This is a genomic window from Ruegeria sp. S263 (assembly GCF_056780525.1).
Map to the genome: position 1 here is coordinate 2,685,999 of NZ_CM165558.1, position 18,444 is coordinate 2,704,442.

Here is an 18,444-nt window from a genome sequence, read left to right on the forward strand (position 1 = left end):
CTTATCTGGTGGTCCGTAATCGTTTATACCCTTGATCCGTCGCCTGAATTTGCCTGTTTTGGTCTGACGGTTGGGGTCTTAATCTGTCTGCGGATCACCGACCCGCATGATTTCCCACTCTAGCGTGATGCCGCTTGTTTCGTAAACCTTTTTTCGCACCTCTTCACCCAGACCTTCAAGGTCGGCGGCGGTTGCGGTGCCAGTATTGATCATGAAATTCGAATGCTTGGGACTCATCTGCGCGCCGCCTCTGGCCGCGCCGCGCATTCCCGCATCGTCAATCACCTTCCACGCCTTCAGATCATGCACATCATCGGCTTGGCCGGTCGAGGAATACCCCGCCGGATTGCGAAAAGTGGACCCCGCGCTGCGGTCCTTGGTGGGCTGGGTTTCGTCGCGTTTCTTAAGTTGCGCGGTCATGCGATCATGCAAGACCTGCGGATCAGCGGAAGGCCCCTCAAACGTCGCCGAGATCAGCACCGCACCTTCGGGCAGGTCCGACTGGCGATAGCTAAAGTTCAGCTCATCAGGGGTCAGGTCCACAACGTCGCCCTGACGGGTCACGATAGTCGCATTGCGCAGGACATCCGCCGTGTAGCTGCCATAACACCCCGCGTTCATCCGCACAGCACCACCGATAGACCCGGGAATGGTGCGCAGGAACGTTAGATCAACCCCCGCATCCGCCGCTTTGCGCGCAACATGCGCATCCAGCGCAGCAGCCCCTGCCGTTACTCGGTTGCCTTCGACGCCAATGCCATTGAAGCCCCGCCCCAAACGGATCACAACCGCCCTCAGCCCCCCGTCGCGCACAATGAGGTTAGAGCCGACACCCATCGGAAAAACCGCCATGTCTCCGGGAAGCCGCCGCAGGAAATCCCGCAGGTCCTCCAAATCGGCTGGTTGGAACAGATAGTCCGCCGGCCCGCCGACGCGCAGCCATGTCAGATCATTCAAAGGTCGGTTTTCAGAGAGTTTGCCGCGTGGCGTGGGAAGAGCTGTCATGCCTGCTAATTCGCGGATTTGAACCTGCAACGCAAGCTGTATTGGTCAGAGCGTCGCGCCAAGTACTTTGCGCACCCACCGCCCCAGATAGATCACCGGCCAGCGCAACACGGACATTCCCGCCGCCAGAACGACCAAGCCAATCCAGGGACCATTTTGCAAAGTCACATAGCCAAGGATCGGAATGCCAACAGCAATCAGAACATAAGCCCTGGTCCAGTGGTTGTCTTTGCTTGGGATCATCGCCAGCACATTCGCAGCGATCCCCCACATGAAAGCAAGGGCAAGAGACAAGTTCACTCTTCTACCTCCTGCCCGGTCCAACGGTGCCAGTAATGACGGATGGGGTTGCGGAACATTGACGCAAAGGCAGCAAAGGCCAGCACTGAAAAGAACCAGCCGAAATCATGGCCTAACCAGACGATAAGTGCAGGTGCCGCCACGAACAGAACAACGCCGGGTGGAAATTGCAGACGCATCGGCAGCATGGCCACGACGGTCGAGGCCACCACCCACAATCCTGCAAATACCACTGAATAAACCATTCGCCCCTCCAAGGACGCTTTCTGGCGAGTCCGACCACGCTCTTTAAGGTTGCGCGTCGGCAGAGTCCATTACCTTATCCAGCCTGCTTGCGCAGCAACCGTTCCGGCAAACCATTGGCCCATGCGCTGATCGTACCGGCCCCCAGACAGACGACCATGTCGCCCGGACGGGCCTGTTCGCGGACCAGCCGTTCCAGATCGTTTTCATCCAGCAGCGCGCGGGCATGGCGGTGGCCGTGGCGGATCAGGCCCTGCACCAGATCATCGCGGGATGCCCCCTCGATCGGATCTTCTCCGGCGGCAAAGATTTCGGCAATGGCGACCACGTCGGCGTCATTGAAACAGGTGCAGAAATCATCAAACAGGTTTGACAGGCGTGAATACCGATGCGGTTGATGCACTGCGATTACGCGGCCTTCGGAAGCCTGACGTGCAGCTTTTAGTACGGCGGCGATTTCAACCGGGTGGTGGCCGTAATCGTCGATAATGGTGACACCGTCGACCTCTCCAACCTTGGTGAAACGGCGATTGACGCCGCCGAAATTGGCCAAAGCCTCGCGGATTTCCGCGGTTTTCATACCCAGATGACGGGCAACGGCCACGGCGCTTAATGCGTTCGAGACATTGTGGTCGCCCGGCATCGGCAGCGTGCAGCCTTCGATCACCGTGTCTTCATATTGCAGATGAACATCAAAATGCGCGACGCCGCCCTTATAGGTCAGGTTCACCGCCCGCACATCGGCCTGCGCGTTAAACCCATAAGTGCGCACGCGGCGGTCGGTGATACGACCCACCAGCGTCTGCACCTCGGCATGATCCGTGCAACAGACCGCCAGCCCATAGAAAGGCAGGTTCGAGACGAACTCATAGAACCCATCGCGAAGTTTATCGAAATCGCCCCAATGCTCCATATGCTCGGGGTCGATATTGGTGACAATAGCAATGGTTGCGGGCAAACGGTTGAACGAGCCATCCGATTCGTCGGCCTCGACCACCATCCATTCGCCCTGCCCCATCCGCGCGTTGCTGCCATAGGCGTGAATGATGCCGCCATTGATCACGGTGGGGTCGAAATCTCCGGCGACCATGAGTTCAGCCATCATGGTGGTGGTGGTTGTTTTGCCATGGGTTCCGGCGATGGCAATGTTGGACTTCAGGCGCATCAGCTCCGCCAGCATGTCGGCACGGCGCACCACCGGCAGGCCCTGCGCACGGGCACCGTCCAATTCGGGATTCCCCGCCTTGATCGCAGTAGACACCACCACAACGGCTGCATTTTCAAGGTTTTCGGCGCGCTGGCCCACGAAAATCTCGGCCCCCAAACCGGCCAATCGGTCAGTGATCTTGGACGCTTTCAGGTCCGAGCCCTGCACCCTGTAGCCCAGGTTCAGCAGAACCTCGGCAATCCCGGACATCCCAATCCCGCCGATCCCGACAAAGTGGATCGACCCTACGTCTTGCGGCAGTTTAGTTGCTGGATTCATGTGGTCTCCTTCTGCGCCAACTGTTCGACGAGGTGCACCAGACGCTCGGTCGCATCGGGCGCGCCGGTCGAGAGGGCGGCGTGGGCCATCTTTTGCGCGGCTTCGGGGTTTGTCAGAACTGCGGTGATTTGCTCGGTCAGCGCTGGAACGTCAAGCAGGTTTTCCGGGATCATGATCGCGCCCCCGGCCTGCACCAACCCGCGAGCATTGGCGGTTTGGTGATCTCCGGCAGCAGCGGCAAAAGGGATCAGGATCGAAGGCCGCCCGATTACCGAGATATCGGCAACGCTGGAGGCACCCGAGCGGCTTATGACAAGTTGCGCATCGGACATGCGTCGTGGGACGTCATCGAAGAATGGCAAGACTTCGGCGCGAATTCCGTTATCGGCATAAAACGCGGTGACACGTTCGCCATCCTCATTCCGCGCCTGATGCGCCACGCGGATATGGGCGCGCAGGGCTTCGGGCAATGCCGCGATCGCACCGGGCACAACGTCGCTGAGAATACGTGCCCCCTGCGAGCCGCCCATAACAAGCACAGACATCGGGTAGTCGCCGGGGGGGATGTACCCCGACGCTGCACGCTCTAACACGGCGGCGCGGACCGGGTTGCCGGTGTGGACCCCCTGCGCGCCGTCTGGCAGGTCCGTGGGCCACACACCGCAAGCCACCTGCGCCACGCGCTTGGCAAACAACTGGTTCACGCGGCCCAGCACACCGTTCTGTTCGTGGATCATGCGCGGGATTTTCAGCAACGTTGCCGCCCCCAACGCAGGGATTGAGGGGTATCCACCAAAGCCGACAACCACGTCAGGTCGGTCGCGCATCATCTGCATTGCCATGCGGGTCACGCCGCCCGCGATCTTTGGGCCCACCATCGCTTTGGCGGCCAAACCGCCCCGCGCGAAAGTGGCGGAACTGGCCTCGACAATCTCGGTCGAATGAGGAAAGCCACCCGTATAACGCGCACCGCGCGCATCAGTTGACAAACGGACGCGCCAGCCTTTGTGCAGCATTGCCTCGGCCAGCGCCTGTGCCGGGAACATGTGACCCCCGGTGCCGCCCGCCGCAATCAGAAGATAAGGTGCTGTCATCAACCTCGTCCGCGCAGTATGTCGCCCAGTTCGCCCTGTGGCCGGGTGCGGGTAAAGGCCAGCAACATGCCAACCGCAATTCCACCCGCAATCAGCGAGGAACCACCATAGCTGACGAACGGCAATGTCATGCCCTTGGCGGGCAGCAGACGCACGGCCACCCCCATGTTGATCATCGCCTGAACGCCGAACATGCAGGCCAGACCTGTCCCTGCCAGACGGATGAACATGTCGCGTTCACGCATCAGCCGCAGGAGCGAACGCACGACGATCAGCGAATAAAGCGCGATGATGATCAACACCAGGATCAGGCCGTATTCCTCGGCCGCAACAGCTATGATGAAATCCGTATGCGCATCTGGCAACGACCATTTCACCTGCCCCTCGCCCACGCCCACACCGAACAACCCGCCCTCGCGGATCGCGTTGGTGGCATAGCCAAGCTGGGTGGTCGGATCGACCTCTTGGTTCAGGAAGCCGTCAATGCGGCGCGCAAAATGTTCCGAGTTCGAATAAGCGAACATCCCGCCCAGAACGACCGCGCCCGCCATGCCGACCAGCAGCAGCATCGGCGCACCGGCCACGAAATACATCACGCCCCAACCAAACAGGATCAGGCAGGCCTGACCAAAGTCGGGTTGCAGCACCAACATCGCCACGATCGCCATACACAGCGCAAAAGACCACAACCGCCCCGGAGGGCCGTTGATTTCCTGCGACGCGGCCAGCAACCACGCAGCCACGACGATGAAACCGGGTTTCAGAAATTCGGACGGTTGCAGCGAGGCAAAGCCCAGCGAATACCAGCGCACCGCCCCTTTACCGAAATCGGTCCCGAAGACAGGCAGAAAGGCCAGCGCCACAAACGCGCCGAGAAAACCCAGCACAGCCAGTCGCCGCACCAAAGTCGGCGACATCATCGAGGTCAGCAGCATCGCAATCAGAGCTAAGCCGCCGAACAACGCCTGCCGCTCAACGTAGTGAAAAGGATCAAACCCATTGCGGCTTGCCAGCGGCGGCGAGGACGCCAACCCCAGCAACAAGCCGATGACAAACAGGATCAGAACGCAGGACATCGTCCAGCGGTCAATCGTGCGCCACCACTTTGGTAGAATCGGTTCGCCGCGCTGGTCCTGGACCGCGCCATACACCATCTCAGTCATGAGATACCGCCACTCTCTGCCTCGTTCACGTCCCGTTTTCGGGATCTGATTGAGAGTCTATCCCGGTTTTTGCCTTTGGGCCAGTAAAATGAGGGGTTTGAGCAAAAACAAACCGCCGTCAGCAAAGTCCCGCCGGGACGGGGGTTTGCGGAATGATGTTCGCCTAAATCTGACTACTCAACTTCTTCAACCGGTGCACCGGACTTGGCCCAAGCGGTAAACCCACCTTCGATATGAACAACCGGCTTTAGCCCCATCTCCATCGCGATTTTGGCACTAAGCGCCGACCGCCACGCGCTGGCGCAATAGAACACGTAGGTCTTGTCCTGATCAAAGACGTCCTTGTGATATGGGCTTTCGGGGTCGATCCAAAACTCAAGCATCCCTCTGGGGCATGAGAATGCTCCGGGGATCTTGCCAGACCGTTTTAATTCGCGAAAGTCGCGCAAGTCGATCAGAACGTGGTCGTCACTGTCTAGCATGGCTTGGGCCTGCTCAACCGAAACCGACGAAACAACGGCATTCGCTTCGGCCAGCAGTGCCTTGATTCCCTTTGTTATTGTCTGGGGCATATTGGACCTTTCCTGAATACGTCACGCATCGGTGCAGAGAATACCCGACAGCTCATAGCATCAAAGAAAGGGCCGCGACAAACATGGCATGCACCAAGTCCCCCTTGCCATCCCAGGTAATCCGCGCCATGCGCAACACATGGACTTTGACACGATCATCCTTGGTGCCGGGGCAGCCGGTATGATGTGCGCCGCCCATTGCGGTGGGCGCGTATTAGCGATCGACCATGCGAAGGCCGCGGGTGAGAAAATCCGTATCTCGGGCGGCGGGCGCTGCAACTTTACGAACATGTACGCAGGGCCTGGCAACTTCCTGTCGCAGAACCCGCATTTTTGCAAATCCGCATTGGCCCGGTACACCCAGTGGGATTTCATCGATCTGGTCTGGCGGCACAAGATTGCGTGGCACGAGAAAACGCTAGGGCAGTTGTTCTGCGACGGTTCCTCAAAACAGATCATTCAGATGCTGATGGATGAGATGGCGAATGCAGGGGCCGAATTGTGGGTCCGGGCCGAGTTGAGGGACCTTCGCAAGACGGAAAGCGGGTTCGCCCTTGACGTCGATCGCGAAGGACAGCGCGTTTCCCTGACCTGCGCCAATCTGGTGCTGGCCACGGGCGGCAAGTCGATCCCCAAAATGGGTGCGACCGGGCTGGCCTATGACATCGCGCGACAATTCGGGTTGGGCATTACTGATACAAGGGCGGCGCTGGTGCCATTCACGTTTTCGGACGCAAAATTCAAAGAGCTTTCAGGCGTTTCCCTGCCTGCCCGACTGTCGAACACGCGCACCAGCTTTGACGAAGCGCTGCTGTTCACCCATCGCGGCCTCAGCGGACCGTCTGTCCTGCAACTGTCCTCTTACTGGCGCGAGGGCGAAGACATCAGCGTCAATCTGATCCCTGATCTCGCTCTGTTTGACGTGCTGCGCGATCAGCGGCAGGCCGGAGGGCGCAAAGCTCTGACCACCGAACTGGCCCGACACCTGCCCAGTCGTCTGGTGGAATTCCTCAGCCGCATCATCCCCATGCAAGGCAATCTGGCCGACCAATCCGATGCCGCTCTGATTGAACTGGTCAAAGCCCTATCAAACTGGCAACTGACCCCATCTGGCACCGAGGGCTACCGCACCGCCGAGGTCACGTTGGGTGGGATCGACACCGACGACCTTTCGTCCAGAACGATGGAGGCCAGGGATGTCCCCGGCCTCTATGCGATTGGCGAAGCAGTGGATGTCACAGGCTGGCTGGGCGGATACAACTTCCAGTGGGCGTGGTCATCGGGCCACGCCGCCGGAACTGCGATCGCGGGCCGTTAACCTACGACGTTATACCCACGTCCGCGCATACAGTTGCGCACGATCACTTCCTGATTTTGAGTATTATTAATCGCGCTCGCACCCGCACCTACAAGCGCACCTGCAACGGCGGCACGCCCCAGATCGCTGGCGCTGTCGTCAATGATCGCCTTGGTGCCGGCAGCACCCGCCGCGCCGATGGCAGCAGCGCCAGCCGTCCGGCTATCCACTGTCGGCTGAGACCGTGCAAGCGCCTGACACTGGGCCAGATCCGCGTTGTAGTTTGGCCCAACCGGTCCATCGACGACCGGCTGGTAATTGGCACCGACATTGGAGCAGGCTCCAACCACCAAAATAGCGGGCAGGATCAAAGAGAATTTACGGTATGGCATAATCATAACCTCACGTTGAATTTGAAGGCAGGCAAAACCAATAATCTTGGCGCGTCAAGCTGATAGCAACTCAGCTTCGCTCAACCGGCGATCAATTGCAAACCTCTATTCTGACAGCCTCTGCCGAACCTGCGCCTCAAAGTCTTCTCCGCGTCGCTCGAAACTGTCGTATTGGTCAAAACTAGCCGCCGCTGGGGCCAATAGCACAGTTTCACCCGGCTGCGCATCCGACATGGCCTGCGCCACGGCCTCGGCCATCGTCGTGCAAACCAGCGTTTCCGCGTCAAGCTGCATGGCAAATCCGGCCGCCTCGCGCCCGATCACATAGGCTTTGATGACTCTGTCCGATGCTGCGTTCAATGCCGACAATCCGCCCTCTTTCTCTAGCCCACCGCAAATCCAGCGGATTTTTCCAAACGCGTTCAGCGCTTTCAGAGCACTGTCCACGTTGGTGGCCTTGGAGTCGTTCACAAAAGTGACGCCATCTGCTTCGGCGATGATCTGGCTGCGGTGCGGCAAGCCGGGATAGCTGTGCAGTGCGTCCTCGATCACGCGGGGGGCTAAGCCCAACGCACGACAGGCTGCGTATGCCGCGCATGCGTTCTGGTGGTTATGGGAACCGGGCAGTCCCTTGATCCCACGCATGTCAATCGACCCGGCCTGCCGACCTTTGCGATATTCCGACAAAAACCCCTTGCGTGCGAAGACCTGCCATCCGGGGCCCGTCAATTTGCGTGCGACCGATACGCGGATCACCCGGTCATCAGAGGGCCCCTCGGCAAGCTGACCGGCCAAAAACGCTCCTTCTTTTTCGTCGATGCCGATCACGGCGCGGTCTGGTCCGCCTTCGGCAAACAACCGGCGCTTGGCTGCAAAATACCCGCCCATCCCGCCGTGTCGGTCCAGATGATCCGGTGAAAGATTGGTGAACACCGCTACATCCGGCGTCAAAGCGCGGGCCAGTTCTGTCTGATAGCTGCTCAGTTCCAGCACCACGACAGAGCCATCCCCGCCCGGCTCAATATCCAGAACACCCCGCCCGATGTTCCCCGCCAACTGAGCCTCTCGCCCCGCTTCGGTAAGGATATGATGGATCAAAGCGGCCGTGGTCGATTTACCGTTCGACCCCGTAACCGCAATCACGCGCGGAGGCATATCGTAGTTGTTCCATTCCGCACCCGCGAAAGAGCGGAAGAACAGCCCGATGTCGTTGTCTACCGGCACGCCCGCATCCAATGCAGCGGCCACCACAGGGTTCGGGTCAGGATAAAGATGCGGAATACCCGGCGAGACGATCAGCGTGGCGATGTCGTCAAACGCGCCATGGCGCAAAAGGTCGGCGCAGGCAAAACCTTCGCCTTCCGCCTTCTCGCGGGCCGCTGGGTTGTCATCCCAACAGACCGGCTCTGCGCCGCCAGCCCTTAATGCGCGTGCGGCGGCCAGCCCTGACCGACCAAGCCCCAGAACCGCAACTTTATGTCCTGAAAACCCTTTGACCGGGATCATGCTGCCCACCCTTTTTTGACTTTGGCTTGGGCGTCACCCTGCGCAGAAGACCCCCTCATTGGCAAGGGGATAGACAGGCTCGCGCGCCAGCGCGAGCCGGGCCCAACAGGTGGCAGGTGGACCGAAGGTCCGCCGAACCTGGCGGGAGGGCTACCGGACCTTCAGCGTCGCCAGACCAATCATCGCGAGGATCAGGGAAATGATCCAGAACCGGATCACGATCGTCGGTTCCGCCCACCCCTTTTTCTCATAGTGATGGTGGATCGGCGCCATCAGGAACACCCGACGCCCGGTGCGTTTGAAGTACAGGACCTGAATGATCACGCTCAGTGCCTCGACGACGAACAGACCGCCGACAACGGCCAGTACCAATTCGTGCTTGGTGGCAACTGCGATTGCACCCAGCGCGCCCCCTAAGGCCAGTGACCCGGTATCACCCATGAACACGGCGGCAGGCGGCGCATTATACCAAAGAAACCCAAGCCCCGCGCCGAAAAGCGCCGAGGTAAAGATAAAGATTTCACCCGTTCCCGGCACATAGTGCACGTCCAGATATTCGGTAAAGTCGACCCGGCCCACCGCATACGCGATGATCCCCAGCGTCGATGCCGCGATCATTGCAGGCATGATCGCAAGCCCGTCCAACCCGTCGGTCAGGTTCACGGCATTCGCCGCACCCACAATCACGATAATCGAGAACGGAATGTAGAATATCCCCAGATTGACCAGCGTGTCCTTGAAAACCGGCACGGCAAGCTGGTTCTGCAAAGCCTCGGGATGGTGCAAAGTCGCCCATAGCGAAGCCAGAACCGCAATAATGATCCCCAGAGCAAGCCTCATTTTACCCGAAACGCCCTTAGTGTTCTGCTTGGACACCTTGGCGTAATCGTCGGCAAAACCAATGGCTGCGTAAGCCAAAGTTACGAACAGCACCATCCAGACATAGGGGTTGTCCCACCGCGCCCAGACCAGAGTAGACGTCACAAGCGCCCCGACTATCAGCAGGCCGCCCATGGTTGGCGTTCCGGCCTTTGAGAAATGCCCCTCGGGACCGTCATCCCGGATCGGCTGACCCTTGCCCTGCTTGCGGCGCAACACATTGATCAGCGGTTTTCCAAACAGGAACCCAAAGATCAACGCAGTCATAAAGGCCCCACCTGCACGGAACGTAATGTACCGAAAGAGGTTAAAGAAATCCCCCCCGTCCGACAGGCCGGTCAACCAATAAAGCATCTTAAAACCTTTCTCGTGCGGCGATCATGGGTCAGGCGCGCTCCCTTGCCCCATTTTCCGCAAACCGTCAACAATCTGTGCCAAAGCCATGCTCAGTGAGCCTTTGGCCAATACGGTATCACCGGCTCGGATCAGCTCTGGCAAACGCGCGACCATTTCAGTGCTGGTTTCAAACCAGAGGCCGCGTTTTTCGTCCGGCAAAGCGTCGTGAAGCGTCTTCATCAGTGGGCCGATACAGTGAACACGATCAACACGTTGCATGGCATCCACGTGGGCCATATTGGCGTGCATTTCGGCTTCTTGTGCGCCCAACTCTTTCATATCGCCCAAGAACGCGATCCTACGGTCACCCTGCGACGCGGCCAGCACATCCAGCGCGGCCTCCATCGAGGTTGGGTTGGCGTTATAACTGTCGTCCAGCAATTCGACCTGACCGCCCGCAATCAGCGCAATCTGCTCTCGCACCCCGCGCCCCTTGACCGGAGACCACCGGGCCAACCCAGTAATCGCGTCGTCCAGTTCAACGCCCATCTCTACACAGGCGGCCAATGCCCCCAGCGCGTTCATCGCAAAATGCGTGCCGGCAGATTGTACGTCAAACTTGAATGGGACATCGCCCACGGTCGCCGACGCATGTACCGAATCCGAGGCCTGCGTGACATCTTTCAGCACATAATCCACAGCGGATCGCCCGAACTCTACGACCCCAGCCCCGTTTTCCATTGCACACTCGCGTAGAATTTCTGCGTGTTCCACATCCGCGTTGACGATCGCCGCGCCACCTTTGGTCAGACCTTCGAAAATCGCAGCCTTTTCATGGGCGATTCCGGCAACGGACTCGAACGCCTCTAGGTGGACAGCCGCCACGGTCGTTACCAATGCCACGTGGGGATGGGCCTGCCTTGCCAAGGGCGCGATCTCTCCGGGGTGGTTCATGCCAATCTCGATTACCGCGTAGTCGGTGTCGCGCGGCATCCGGGCCAATGTCAGAGGAACACCCCAATGATTGTTGTAGCTGGCAACGCTGGCATGTGTTTTTCCCTGCGTTTCCAAGATAGTAGACAGCATTTCCTTGGTCGAGGTTTTCCCGACACTGCCCGTAACGCCCATCACCCGCGCATCCGTGCGCGCACGCGCGGCCTGCCCCAGCGCCTCCAACCCTGCTTGAACGTCGTCCACGATCAGCAGCGGCGCATCTTCGGGCACACCTTCGGGCACACGGGACACAAGCGCCGCACCTGCCCCTTTTTCCAATGCCTGCGCAACGAATTCGTGCCCGTCACGCGCCGCTGTCAACGCTACGAAAAGATCGTCGGGCTGCAGGGTTCGCGTGTCAATGGACACGCCGTTTGCTGTCCAATCCGCTGTAGCACGCCCACCGGTTGCTTCGGCGGCTTCGGATGCGGTCCACAAAGTCATGCGACCCTCCCGTCAAGTGCAGCGACGCTTATGCTGGCCTGTTCCACATCGTCAAATGGCAGAACCTGATCGCCAACAATCTGGCCTGTTTCATGCCCTTTGCCTGCAATCAGCAGCGCGTCGCCGGGTTGCAAGGCATCGACACCGCGGAGAATGGCCTCGGCCCTGTCTCCGACTTCGGTTGCACCCGGTGCCCCTTGCATCACGGCCTCGCGGATCACTGCGGGGTCTTCGCTGCGCGGGTTGTCATCCGTTACAAATACCACATCGGCGTTGTTCGCCGCGGCCTTGCCCATCAAAGGGCGCTTTCCCGCATCCCGATCGCCACCCGCGCCAACGATTGCAATCAGCCGACCCATGACATGCGGGCGCATCGCCTTGAGCGCAGTCGCAACCGCATCCGGCGTGTGGGCGTAGTCCACGAACACCGCCGCCCCATTCTCTCGCGTTGCAGCCAGTTGCATTCGTCCACGCACGGTTGTCAGGTGCGGCAAGGTTTCAAAAACGCGCTCGGGATCATCTCCGCCCGCGATCACAAGCCCGCAGGCCAAAAGGACATTCTCGGCCTGAAATCCCCCAATCAGGTTCAGGCGCGTTTGAAAGACCTTTCCTTTCCACGAAAAGCGCAGGTCCTGACCCGTGGCATCGAAACGCTGGTTCATCAGACACAGGTCTGCATCACCCAAACCAACGGTCAGCACATCCTGCCCCCGGTCTTCGGCGATCTTACGGACATGCAGCCCTTTGGGGTCGCTCATGTTGATAACGACGGTTCCGTCCTGCGGCAGAACGCGATCGAACAGACCGGCCTTGGCCGCAAAATAGGCCTCAAACGTTTCGTGGTAGTCCAGATGGTCCTGCGTGAAGTTTGAAAAGCCCGCCGCAGTCAGATTCACCCCGTCCAGGCGCCGTTGTTCCAAACCGTGCGACGACGCCTCCATCGCGGCATGGGTCACACCGTTTTCTGCCGCTTCTGCGAGACAACGGTGCAGGGTTATAGGCTCTGGCGTGGTATGGGCCAGAGGCGCGGTCCAGGCACCTTCGACACCGGTTGTGCCAAGATTGACCGCGGCGTGGCCCAGCTCCATCCAGATCTGACGTACAAAGGTCGCGACCGACGTCTTGCCGTTTGTCCCGGTCACGGCAACGATAGTCTGCGGTTGAGAGCCAAACCAAAGCGCCGCACATCCCGCCAGCGCCTGACGAGGGTCTTCAACGACGACCAGCGCCGCATCCGAGCCCGACAACTCATCCGCCGCGATCACAGCACCCTCGGCATCCGTCAGGATGGCCGCAGCGCCCATCCGCAGGGCGAACTGGATAAACTCGCCCCCGTGAACCCGCGTTCCGGGAAGGGCTGCGAACAAGTAGCCTTCCTTAACCTCTCGGCTATCGACGGCTAGCCCGGTAATTTCCGGGTTTGCGCCACCTCGGGCGGTCAGGGCCAGTTGGCTGAGTTTCTTTGTCCTTGTGCCCATCGCCCACCTCTTGCCGGACAGTCTAATTTGAGGTCAGCGTTATAGCAGCGCGCGCCTCAGGCTCAAGCCGGGGACGCAAGCCCAGCAAAGGCGCGACACGACCGATCAATTCGGCAGCCACGGGCACCGCTGTCCAGCCCGCCGTGCGGCGCTTTTCGCCATAGGCAACAATGGACGGCTCGTCCAGCGTGACGATCAGAACGTATTTAGGATCATAGGCCGGAAAAATCGTCGCGAAGGTCGCGATAACCTTGTCATCATAGTAACCACCGCGTGGCTTAGGCTTGTCGGCTGTGCCGGTTTTACCAGCGACATCATACCCCGCCACGTCCCCGAAACTCGCCGTTCCGTCCGTGACCACCTTGCGCAACATCTTTTGCGCCTGAAGCGCGGCACCATGTGACAGCACACGGGGACCATACTGAGGGCCGTTCTTACGCAACACCGTTGGGCTAACATAGTGCCCTCCATTGGCGATCGCCGCGTAACCGGCTGCCAGATGCATTGGGCTGGTCGACAGCCCATGGCCATAGGAAATGGTCACAGTGCTCAACTCGCCCCATTTCTTGGGCTTGAGGGGCTCGCCACCTGCGGCTTCGACAATCTCAAACGGTGTGGGTTCGAACATGCCGAGCGCGCGCAAGAACTCCTGTTGACGCTGCGCGCCGATTTGCAGCGCCAGCCGTCCGGTACCCCGGTTCGAGCTGTGAACAATCACATCCGCGACGCTGATTTTACCGTAGTTCTTGCCGTTGAACTCACCAATTGGAAAGCGTCCGATCCGCATAGGCCCAGACGTGTCGATGATTGTCTCAGAATTCACCAGCCCCAGTTGCACCGCCTGCGCGGCCGTGAAGATCTTGAAAACTGATCCCAGCTCGTACACGCCCTGCACATAGCGGTTGAACAAGGGGCTGTCAGACGGATCAAACCCCGAGGTCGGCGGGCGCGGACGGTCGTTTGGGTCAAATGACGGCAACGACGCCGCCGAGATCACTTCACCCGTATGCGCGTTCATCAAAACGGCCGAGGCACCCTTGGCGTTCATGATATTCATGCCGCCATACAGAACCTGCTCGACCGCAGCCTGAATGGTCAGGTCCAATGACAGTTGCAGCGGCTTGTTCCCATTGGCCGGGTTGCGCAGATAGTCATCAAACTGTTTCTCGACCCCGGCAACACCGATCACCTCGGCTGCGCTGACGCCTTCACGCCCGAATCCCGATCCGCCAAGAATATGCGCGGCCAGCTTGCCGTTGGGGTACAGCCGCATCTCACGCGGGCCGAACAGAATGCCGGGATCACCGATGTCGTGAACGGCTTGTTTCTGTTCCGGCGAGATACGCTTTTTGATCCACAGGAACTTGCGGTCGCCGGTGAAATCCTTGACCAGACGTTCTTTTTCCAGATCAGGGAAAATCGCGACCAACTGATCAGCGGCGGCCACCGGGTCGATCATCAGGGGCGGCTGGGCATAGACCGAATAGGTGTCCAGATTGGTTGCCAGAATACGCCCCTCGCGGTCGACGATATTGGCCCGCTGCATGGCAATCGCGGCACCGGGGGCGCTGGCCAGCGGCTCTTGCGCCTCGGATGTTGCCAGCATCCCCATGCGAAACCCAACCACTGCAAAGGCACAGAAAAAGAACAGGCCAAGCACCAGAAGCCGCCCTTCTGCACGGGCGCGGGCGTGATCCTTCATGTCTTCGTGGCGCTTCCTGATATTTTCACGTTCGATGGCCTTGGGGTTTTCCCCCCGCGCGCGTGCATCAAGGATACGGGCCAGAGGTCGGAGGGGCGTGCGCGTCATGGGATCTGCACCTCGCCCAAAGCCTGAATGTTAGTCAGCGACTGCAGCTCAAACGGGTCTACGATCGGCAAGTCAGGGTCTTCTGCATATGCAATCTGGTCAGCGCGCCCGAACTGCTCGGCACGAAGGGGTAGCAAACCCAGACGTTCAAAATTCAGATCGGCCAGTTCGCGCAGTCGATCAGGGCGATTAAGATACGCCCATTCCGCGTTCAAAACCGCAAGCCGGACCTGAGCCACGCCAATCTCGCGCTGCAACTTCTGCGTTTCCTTAACGACCTGCTGGGTGCGATAGTTCTCTTGATACGCCCAAAGCGCCAATCCGAACACGGCCAAGGCAGTCAACGCATACAAAACACTTTTCATTTTGCCCTTCCCCCAAGTTGCGGCATCCCAATGGCGCGGGCATCAATTTCCCCCGCCGGTGCCTCGGTCCGCACAGCGACACGCAGCTTGGCCGAGCGCGCGCGTGGATTTTCCTGTAATTCCTGTTCATCCGGTCCAACAGCCTTGCGCGTCTTAAGCGTAAACTGCGGCTGGTCCTGCTCCACCTCAGGCGCATAGCGATTTGCACGCCCAGTCTTGCCAGCACGTGACTGAAAGAACCGTTTGACCATGCGGTCCTCGATAGAATGGAACGTCACAACAGCCAGTTGCCCGCCCGGCTTTAAAGCACGTTCCGCAGCCATAAGCCCTTGGAAAAGCTCTTCATATTCCGCGTTCACCGCGATCCGCAGGCCCTGAAAGCTGCGTGTCGCCGGATGCGATTGACCCGGTTTCGGACGCGGGAGGCAGGATTCGATAATCTCAGCCAGTCGCAGTGTTGTGGTAATCGGCGCCTCGGCCCGCGCCTTCACAATCGCCTTGGCAATCCGGCGGCTAGCGCGTTCCTCGCCAAAATGGAAAAGGATGTCGGCCAGTTGCGCCTCGGTCGCTGTGTTGACCAAATCGGCAGCACTCTCGCCTTCCTGACTCATCCGCATATCCAGCGGACCGTCTTTCATGAAGGAAAAACCACGCTCCGCCTGATCCAACTGCATGGACGAGACCCCAAGGTCCAACACCACCCCATCCAGATTCTGTGCGTATTCATCCATGCGAGAGAACACACCCTGCTGCATCACCAGTCGGTCACCGTATCCACCCACCCAATCAGCGGCCATCTCAAATGCCAGCGGATCACGGTCCACACCGATAACCTTCTCGGCCCCGGCTTCCAGCAAGCCGCGCGTGTACCCTCCCGCTCCAAAGGTGCCGTCGAGCCAGGTGCCCGAGACAGGCGCCACGGTCGCAAGCAACGGACGCAGAAGGACAGGGATGTGGGGTTTTTCGGTGGGGGTTTCAGCGCCGGCCATGCCGTTACGCATCCCCGGTGCCGTCTAGGAACTCCAGAGGGTCAAAGTCCCCTGGCTGTTCGTCCAACCATTCTTCGGCCGAAGCCAGTTCTTCCGATTCATATGTTTCGGGCTTCCAAATCTGGAACGTGTCCCCGGCGGCAATAAAGAACGCCTCGCCCTCAAGTCCGATCTTGTTGCGCAACTTAGCAGGCAACACCAGACGACCGGTCTCATCCACCGTGGTCGGGAAAGACTGACCGTGGAACATGCGTTGCAGCAGTTTCCGCTGCATCGAACCACGCGGCAGCGCGTCGATCTTGTCATCAACCTCGTCGATCGCCCGCATCGTATAGCATTCAAGAAACTTCCGGCGGTGATCGCCGTAGACAATAACAAGCTCTGGATTATCGCCGGGCTGCCAATTGGGGTCACAGGATTCAAGCACACGGCGAAAAGAGGCCGGGATCGAGACCCTGCCCTTCGTGTCCACCTTATGGTGGCTTTCACCTCTAAACCTGCGCGCCAAGACGACTGTCCCTTTCGCTTGCGCCCCACCTAAAATTCACGTTCCCCCCGGATGAAAAACGGCGGGTTGATCTGCTGCCACTGATCAACCCGCCGCATTGACCCGCTGAGCGGGAAGTCCAGCTGCGCGCGCCACCTGGGGGGATGTCTGCTCGCCCGCGCGCCGGATCTCTTGAGTGATGAAAGCGAGATGCCTGTATGAAACCTGAATTTTATTGGTTCGGGGTCGTTTGGTGCCCCATGTGCCTCGTCCTCATCGGATGCATAAGGGATGACATGGGAATTCATGGAAATCAATAGGAAAATTCGCCCGCTCATGACTGAAGACCCATCCTAATAAGGCCGCAACCAAAAGGAAAGACCACTAATTGCACCATAAATTGTCTGCCTGCAGAATTTAGGCACCACATATAGTTGAAGTCACGTTGACCCAATCTATCCCATGATTTCCCAAAAATTTTTCAATTTTTGTGATTCCCAGCCCAACCACACGGCAACACCGCACAAAATTAGTCGAATCACCCAGCCTCAGACATGGCTGCACCACCTAAATTCAACTGCAGCCCACGGCGCGCCCACGAATTCCCATAGCTCTAAATTTCGCCCAGCCCGCGCCTCAACTCTCAAGACGGGATTTACAATATGCACAAATTTCGGAATATGCCGCCCAATCAAGGGGCAAACCCATGCACCCTGAAATCGCGCCGAGGCGATGCCCCTCATGCGCAAGCGGCCAAAAGTCATATTTTAAAGGCACTTTCACCGCAAGGTTTACAACTTGTTGATATCCATGCGTTTGCTGCATAGCAGCAATGACTACGTAGGCTATTGTGCAGGCGCAGCATTTGCCTATTTTTGTAACCAAGCAAGCGCTGGAACACTCCGGCGACAACATACAAACCGGGTTACGCACATGGCTGTAGCAACACATCATACTGCGCTGAAGAACGCGCCCGCAACCGGCTTGGCTTCGTTGATCGAGGCCGCAAAGGCCCGGTACGCGCGTCACCGCGTCTATCGTCAGACCGTAAATGAACTGTCTGAACTTTCGAACCGCGAACTGGCCGATCTGGGCCTGCACCGCTCGATGATCCGCCGGCTGGCACTTCAGGCCGCAGAAGAATTCGCCGCGCGTTAATCGCGGCACGACATAACCGAGATCAGGTCCTTCCTCCTCCCTTTAGGACCTGTATTACAGCAGCGGCATCTCTCCTCCTCCCTGATGCCGCTGCACCAAATACCGGCCCAACCTGCCGGAAACCGACACACCGGGTACTCCTCCTCCCTTTCCCGGTGTTGAAAGCGCGCGGCGACGTCTCTCCTCCTCCCTGACGTCGCCGCGTCTTACAGATACCGGGATCAGACCCGGAGACGGATACATCGGGGCTCTCCTCCTCCCTGCCCTGATGTTGAAAGAGCGCGACGACACCTCTCCTCCTCCCTGGTGTCGTCGCGACTTACACATACCGGGATCAAACCCGGGTTCGGATACATCGGGACTCTCCTCCTCCCTGTCTCGATGTTGCAAAGAACGGCGGTTTCCTCTCCTCCTCCCTGGAAACCGCCGTTTTTCTTTGCCCAAAAA

18 protein-coding genes are annotated in these 18,444 nt (G+C 59.1%); 2 read left to right on the top strand and 16 right to left on the bottom strand.

Translation table 11 applies throughout. The features are described 5' to 3' along the window. Positions 1 to 78 precede the first annotated feature (78 nt). From murB to ACT2B1_RS13390, 7 genes are all read right to left on the bottom strand, one after another. A complete protein-coding gene (murB, locus tag ACT2B1_RS13360; protein WP_171122509.1) occupies positions 79 to 1,005 on the bottom strand; it encodes a UDP-N-acetylmuramate dehydrogenase in 927 nt (308 codons plus the stop codon). Between the two features lie 45 nt (positions 1,006 to 1,050). Next, positions 1,051 to 1,305, bottom strand: a complete 255-nt coding sequence (locus tag ACT2B1_RS13365) for a DUF2484 family protein (RefSeq protein ID WP_171120664.1) — start codon at positions 1,303 to 1,305, stop codon at positions 1,051 to 1,053. Then, complete coding sequence (locus ACT2B1_RS13370) at positions 1,302 to 1,550, bottom strand: DUF2484 family protein (RefSeq protein WP_171210420.1); 249 nt, start codon at positions 1,548 to 1,550, stop codon at positions 1,302 to 1,304. Before ACT2B1_RS13370 ends, ACT2B1_RS13365 begins: the two co-directional genes overlap by 4 nt. Before the next feature lie 74 nt (positions 1,551 to 1,624). Beyond that, on the bottom strand, positions 1,625 to 3,034 hold the full coding sequence (gene murC / locus ACT2B1_RS13375; protein WP_171122504.1) for a UDP-N-acetylmuramate--L-alanine ligase: 1,410 nt from the start codon (positions 3,032 to 3,034) through the stop codon (positions 1,625 to 1,627). Then, positions 3,031 to 4,128 (bottom strand): UDP-N-acetylglucosamine--N-acetylmuramyl-(pentapeptide) pyrophosphoryl-undecaprenol N-acetylglucosamine transferase, encoded by a 1,098-nt coding sequence (locus ACT2B1_RS13380; protein ID WP_481667922.1) that lies wholly within the window; start codon positions 4,126 to 4,128, stop codon positions 3,031 to 3,033. The genes murC and ACT2B1_RS13380 overlap by 4 nt, the downstream gene beginning before the upstream one ends. Beyond that, positions 4,128 to 5,291: a putative lipid II flippase FtsW gene (gene ftsW / locus ACT2B1_RS13385; RefSeq protein ID WP_171120656.1), complete on the bottom strand. Its 1,164-nt coding sequence runs from the start codon at positions 5,289 to 5,291 to the stop codon at positions 4,128 to 4,130. Before ftsW ends, ACT2B1_RS13380 begins: the two co-directional genes overlap by 1 nt. Positions 5,292 to 5,464: 173 nt before the next feature. Beyond that, a complete protein-coding gene (locus tag ACT2B1_RS13390) occupies positions 5,465 to 5,863 on the bottom strand; it encodes a rhodanese-like domain-containing protein (RefSeq protein ID WP_171122500.1) in 399 nt (132 codons plus the stop codon). Between the two features lie 139 nt (positions 5,864 to 6,002). Between ACT2B1_RS13390 and ACT2B1_RS13395 the strand changes: the two genes are divergently transcribed. Then, positions 6,003 to 7,181 (top strand): BaiN/RdsA family NAD(P)/FAD-dependent oxidoreductase, encoded by a 1,179-nt coding sequence (locus ACT2B1_RS13395; RefSeq protein WP_171239723.1) that lies wholly within the window; start codon positions 6,003 to 6,005, stop codon positions 7,179 to 7,181. On the opposite strand, the gene ACT2B1_RS13400 is transcribed toward ACT2B1_RS13395, so the two are convergent. From ACT2B1_RS13400 to mraZ, 9 genes are all read right to left on the bottom strand, one after another. Continuing rightward, on the bottom strand, positions 7,178 to 7,552 hold the full coding sequence (locus ACT2B1_RS13400) for a glycine zipper family protein (RefSeq protein ID WP_254428667.1): 375 nt from the start codon (positions 7,550 to 7,552) through the stop codon (positions 7,178 to 7,180). The two genes, ACT2B1_RS13395 and ACT2B1_RS13400, sit on opposite strands and share 4 nt — an antisense overlap. 105 nt (positions 7,553 to 7,657) lie before the next feature. Further along, positions 7,658 to 9,058 (bottom strand): UDP-N-acetylmuramoyl-L-alanine--D-glutamate ligase, encoded by a 1,401-nt coding sequence (gene murD, locus ACT2B1_RS13405; protein ID WP_171120646.1) that lies wholly within the window; start codon positions 9,056 to 9,058, stop codon positions 7,658 to 7,660. 150 nt (positions 9,059 to 9,208) lie between these two features. Beyond that, a complete protein-coding gene (mraY, locus tag ACT2B1_RS13410) occupies positions 9,209 to 10,291 on the bottom strand; it encodes a phospho-N-acetylmuramoyl-pentapeptide-transferase (protein WP_171120644.1) in 1,083 nt (360 codons plus the stop codon). Positions 10,292 to 10,315: 24 nt separating this feature from the next. Then, complete coding sequence (locus ACT2B1_RS13415; protein WP_171120641.1) at positions 10,316 to 11,710, bottom strand: UDP-N-acetylmuramoyl-tripeptide--D-alanyl-D-alanine ligase; 1,395 nt, start codon at positions 11,708 to 11,710, stop codon at positions 10,316 to 10,318. Then, positions 11,707 to 13,188, bottom strand: a complete 1,482-nt coding sequence (locus tag ACT2B1_RS13420) for a UDP-N-acetylmuramoyl-L-alanyl-D-glutamate--2,6-diaminopimelate ligase (protein WP_171239720.1) — start codon at positions 13,186 to 13,188, stop codon at positions 11,707 to 11,709. The genes ACT2B1_RS13415 and ACT2B1_RS13420 overlap by 4 nt, the downstream gene beginning before the upstream one ends. A 22-nt stretch (positions 13,189 to 13,210) precedes the next feature. Next, positions 13,211 to 14,998, bottom strand: coding sequence for a peptidoglycan D,D-transpeptidase FtsI family protein (locus tag ACT2B1_RS13425; RefSeq protein WP_171120637.1), 1,788 nt, complete (start codon positions 14,996 to 14,998; stop codon positions 13,211 to 13,213). Continuing rightward, positions 14,995 to 15,363 (bottom strand): cell division protein FtsL, encoded by a 369-nt coding sequence (ftsL, locus tag ACT2B1_RS13430; RefSeq protein ID WP_171120635.1) that lies wholly within the window; start codon positions 15,361 to 15,363, stop codon positions 14,995 to 14,997. The genes ACT2B1_RS13425 and ftsL overlap by 4 nt, the downstream gene beginning before the upstream one ends. Continuing rightward, positions 15,360 to 16,352: a 16S rRNA (cytosine(1402)-N(4))-methyltransferase RsmH gene (gene rsmH / locus ACT2B1_RS13435; RefSeq protein ID WP_171239718.1), complete on the bottom strand. Its 993-nt coding sequence runs from the start codon at positions 16,350 to 16,352 to the stop codon at positions 15,360 to 15,362. Before rsmH ends, ftsL begins: the two co-directional genes overlap by 4 nt. Positions 16,353 to 16,356: 4 nt before the next feature. Beyond that, positions 16,357 to 16,860 (bottom strand): division/cell wall cluster transcriptional repressor MraZ, encoded by a 504-nt coding sequence (gene mraZ / locus ACT2B1_RS13440; RefSeq protein WP_170384396.1) that lies wholly within the window; start codon positions 16,858 to 16,860, stop codon positions 16,357 to 16,359. Between the two features lie 912 nt (positions 16,861 to 17,772). On the opposite strand from mraZ, the gene ACT2B1_RS13445 reads away from it, so the two are divergent. After that, the gene (locus ACT2B1_RS13445; RefSeq protein ID WP_171122487.1) at positions 17,773 to 17,997 is read left to right on the top strand and encodes a DUF1127 domain-containing protein; all 225 of its coding nucleotides are present in this window, start codon (positions 17,773 to 17,775) and stop codon (positions 17,995 to 17,997) included. Positions 17,998 to 18,444 lie beyond the last annotated feature (447 nt).

What these genes read in the sequence shown, in the direction of transcription:
- murB (WP_171122509.1), bottom strand. Translation starts at nt 1,005, where the DNA reads ATGACAGCTCTTCCCACGCCACGCGGCAAACTCTCTGAAAACCGACCT.
- ACT2B1_RS13370 (WP_171210420.1), bottom strand. Translation starts at nt 1,550, where the DNA reads ATGGTTTATTCAGTGGTATTTGCAGGATTGTGGGTGGTGGCCTCGACC.
- murC (WP_171122504.1), bottom strand. Translation starts at nt 3,034, where the DNA reads ATGAATCCAGCAACTAAACTGCCGCAAGACGTAGGGTCGATCCACTTT.
- ACT2B1_RS13380 (WP_481667922.1), bottom strand. Translation starts at nt 4,128, where the DNA reads ATGACAGCACCTTATCTTCTGATTGCGGCGGGCGGCACCGGGGGTCAC.
- ftsW (WP_171120656.1), bottom strand. Translation starts at nt 5,291, where the DNA reads ATGACTGAGATGGTGTATGGCGCGGTCCAGGACCAGCGCGGCGAACCG.
- ACT2B1_RS13390 (WP_171122500.1), bottom strand. Translation starts at nt 5,863, where the DNA reads ATGCCCCAGACAATAACAAAGGGAATCAAGGCACTGCTGGCCGAAGCG.
- ACT2B1_RS13395 (WP_171239723.1), top strand. Translation starts at nt 6,003, where the DNA reads ATGGACTTTGACACGATCATCCTTGGTGCCGGGGCAGCCGGTATGATG.
- ACT2B1_RS13400 (WP_254428667.1), bottom strand. Translation starts at nt 7,552, where the DNA reads ATGCCATACCGTAAATTCTCTTTGATCCTGCCCGCTATTTTGGTGGTT.
- murD (WP_171120646.1), bottom strand. Translation starts at nt 9,058, where the DNA reads ATGATCCCGGTCAAAGGGTTTTCAGGACATAAAGTTGCGGTTCTGGGG.
- mraY (WP_171120644.1), bottom strand. Translation starts at nt 10,291, where the DNA reads ATGCTTTATTGGTTGACCGGCCTGTCGGACGGGGGGGATTTCTTTAAC.
- ACT2B1_RS13415 (WP_171120641.1), bottom strand. Translation starts at nt 11,710, where the DNA reads ATGACTTTGTGGACCGCATCCGAAGCCGCCGAAGCAACCGGTGGGCGT.
- ACT2B1_RS13420 (WP_171239720.1), bottom strand. Translation starts at nt 13,188, where the DNA reads ATGGGCACAAGGACAAAGAAACTCAGCCAACTGGCCCTGACCGCCCGA.
- ACT2B1_RS13425 (WP_171120637.1), bottom strand. Translation starts at nt 14,998, where the DNA reads ATGACGCGCACGCCCCTCCGACCTCTGGCCCGTATCCTTGATGCACGC.
- ftsL (WP_171120635.1), bottom strand. Translation starts at nt 15,363, where the DNA reads ATGAAAAGTGTTTTGTATGCGTTGACTGCCTTGGCCGTGTTCGGATTG.
- rsmH (WP_171239718.1), bottom strand. Translation starts at nt 16,352, where the DNA reads ATGGCCGGCGCTGAAACCCCCACCGAAAAACCCCACATCCCTGTCCTT.
- ACT2B1_RS13445 (WP_171122487.1), top strand. Translation starts at nt 17,773, where the DNA reads ATGGCTGTAGCAACACATCATACTGCGCTGAAGAACGCGCCCGCAACC.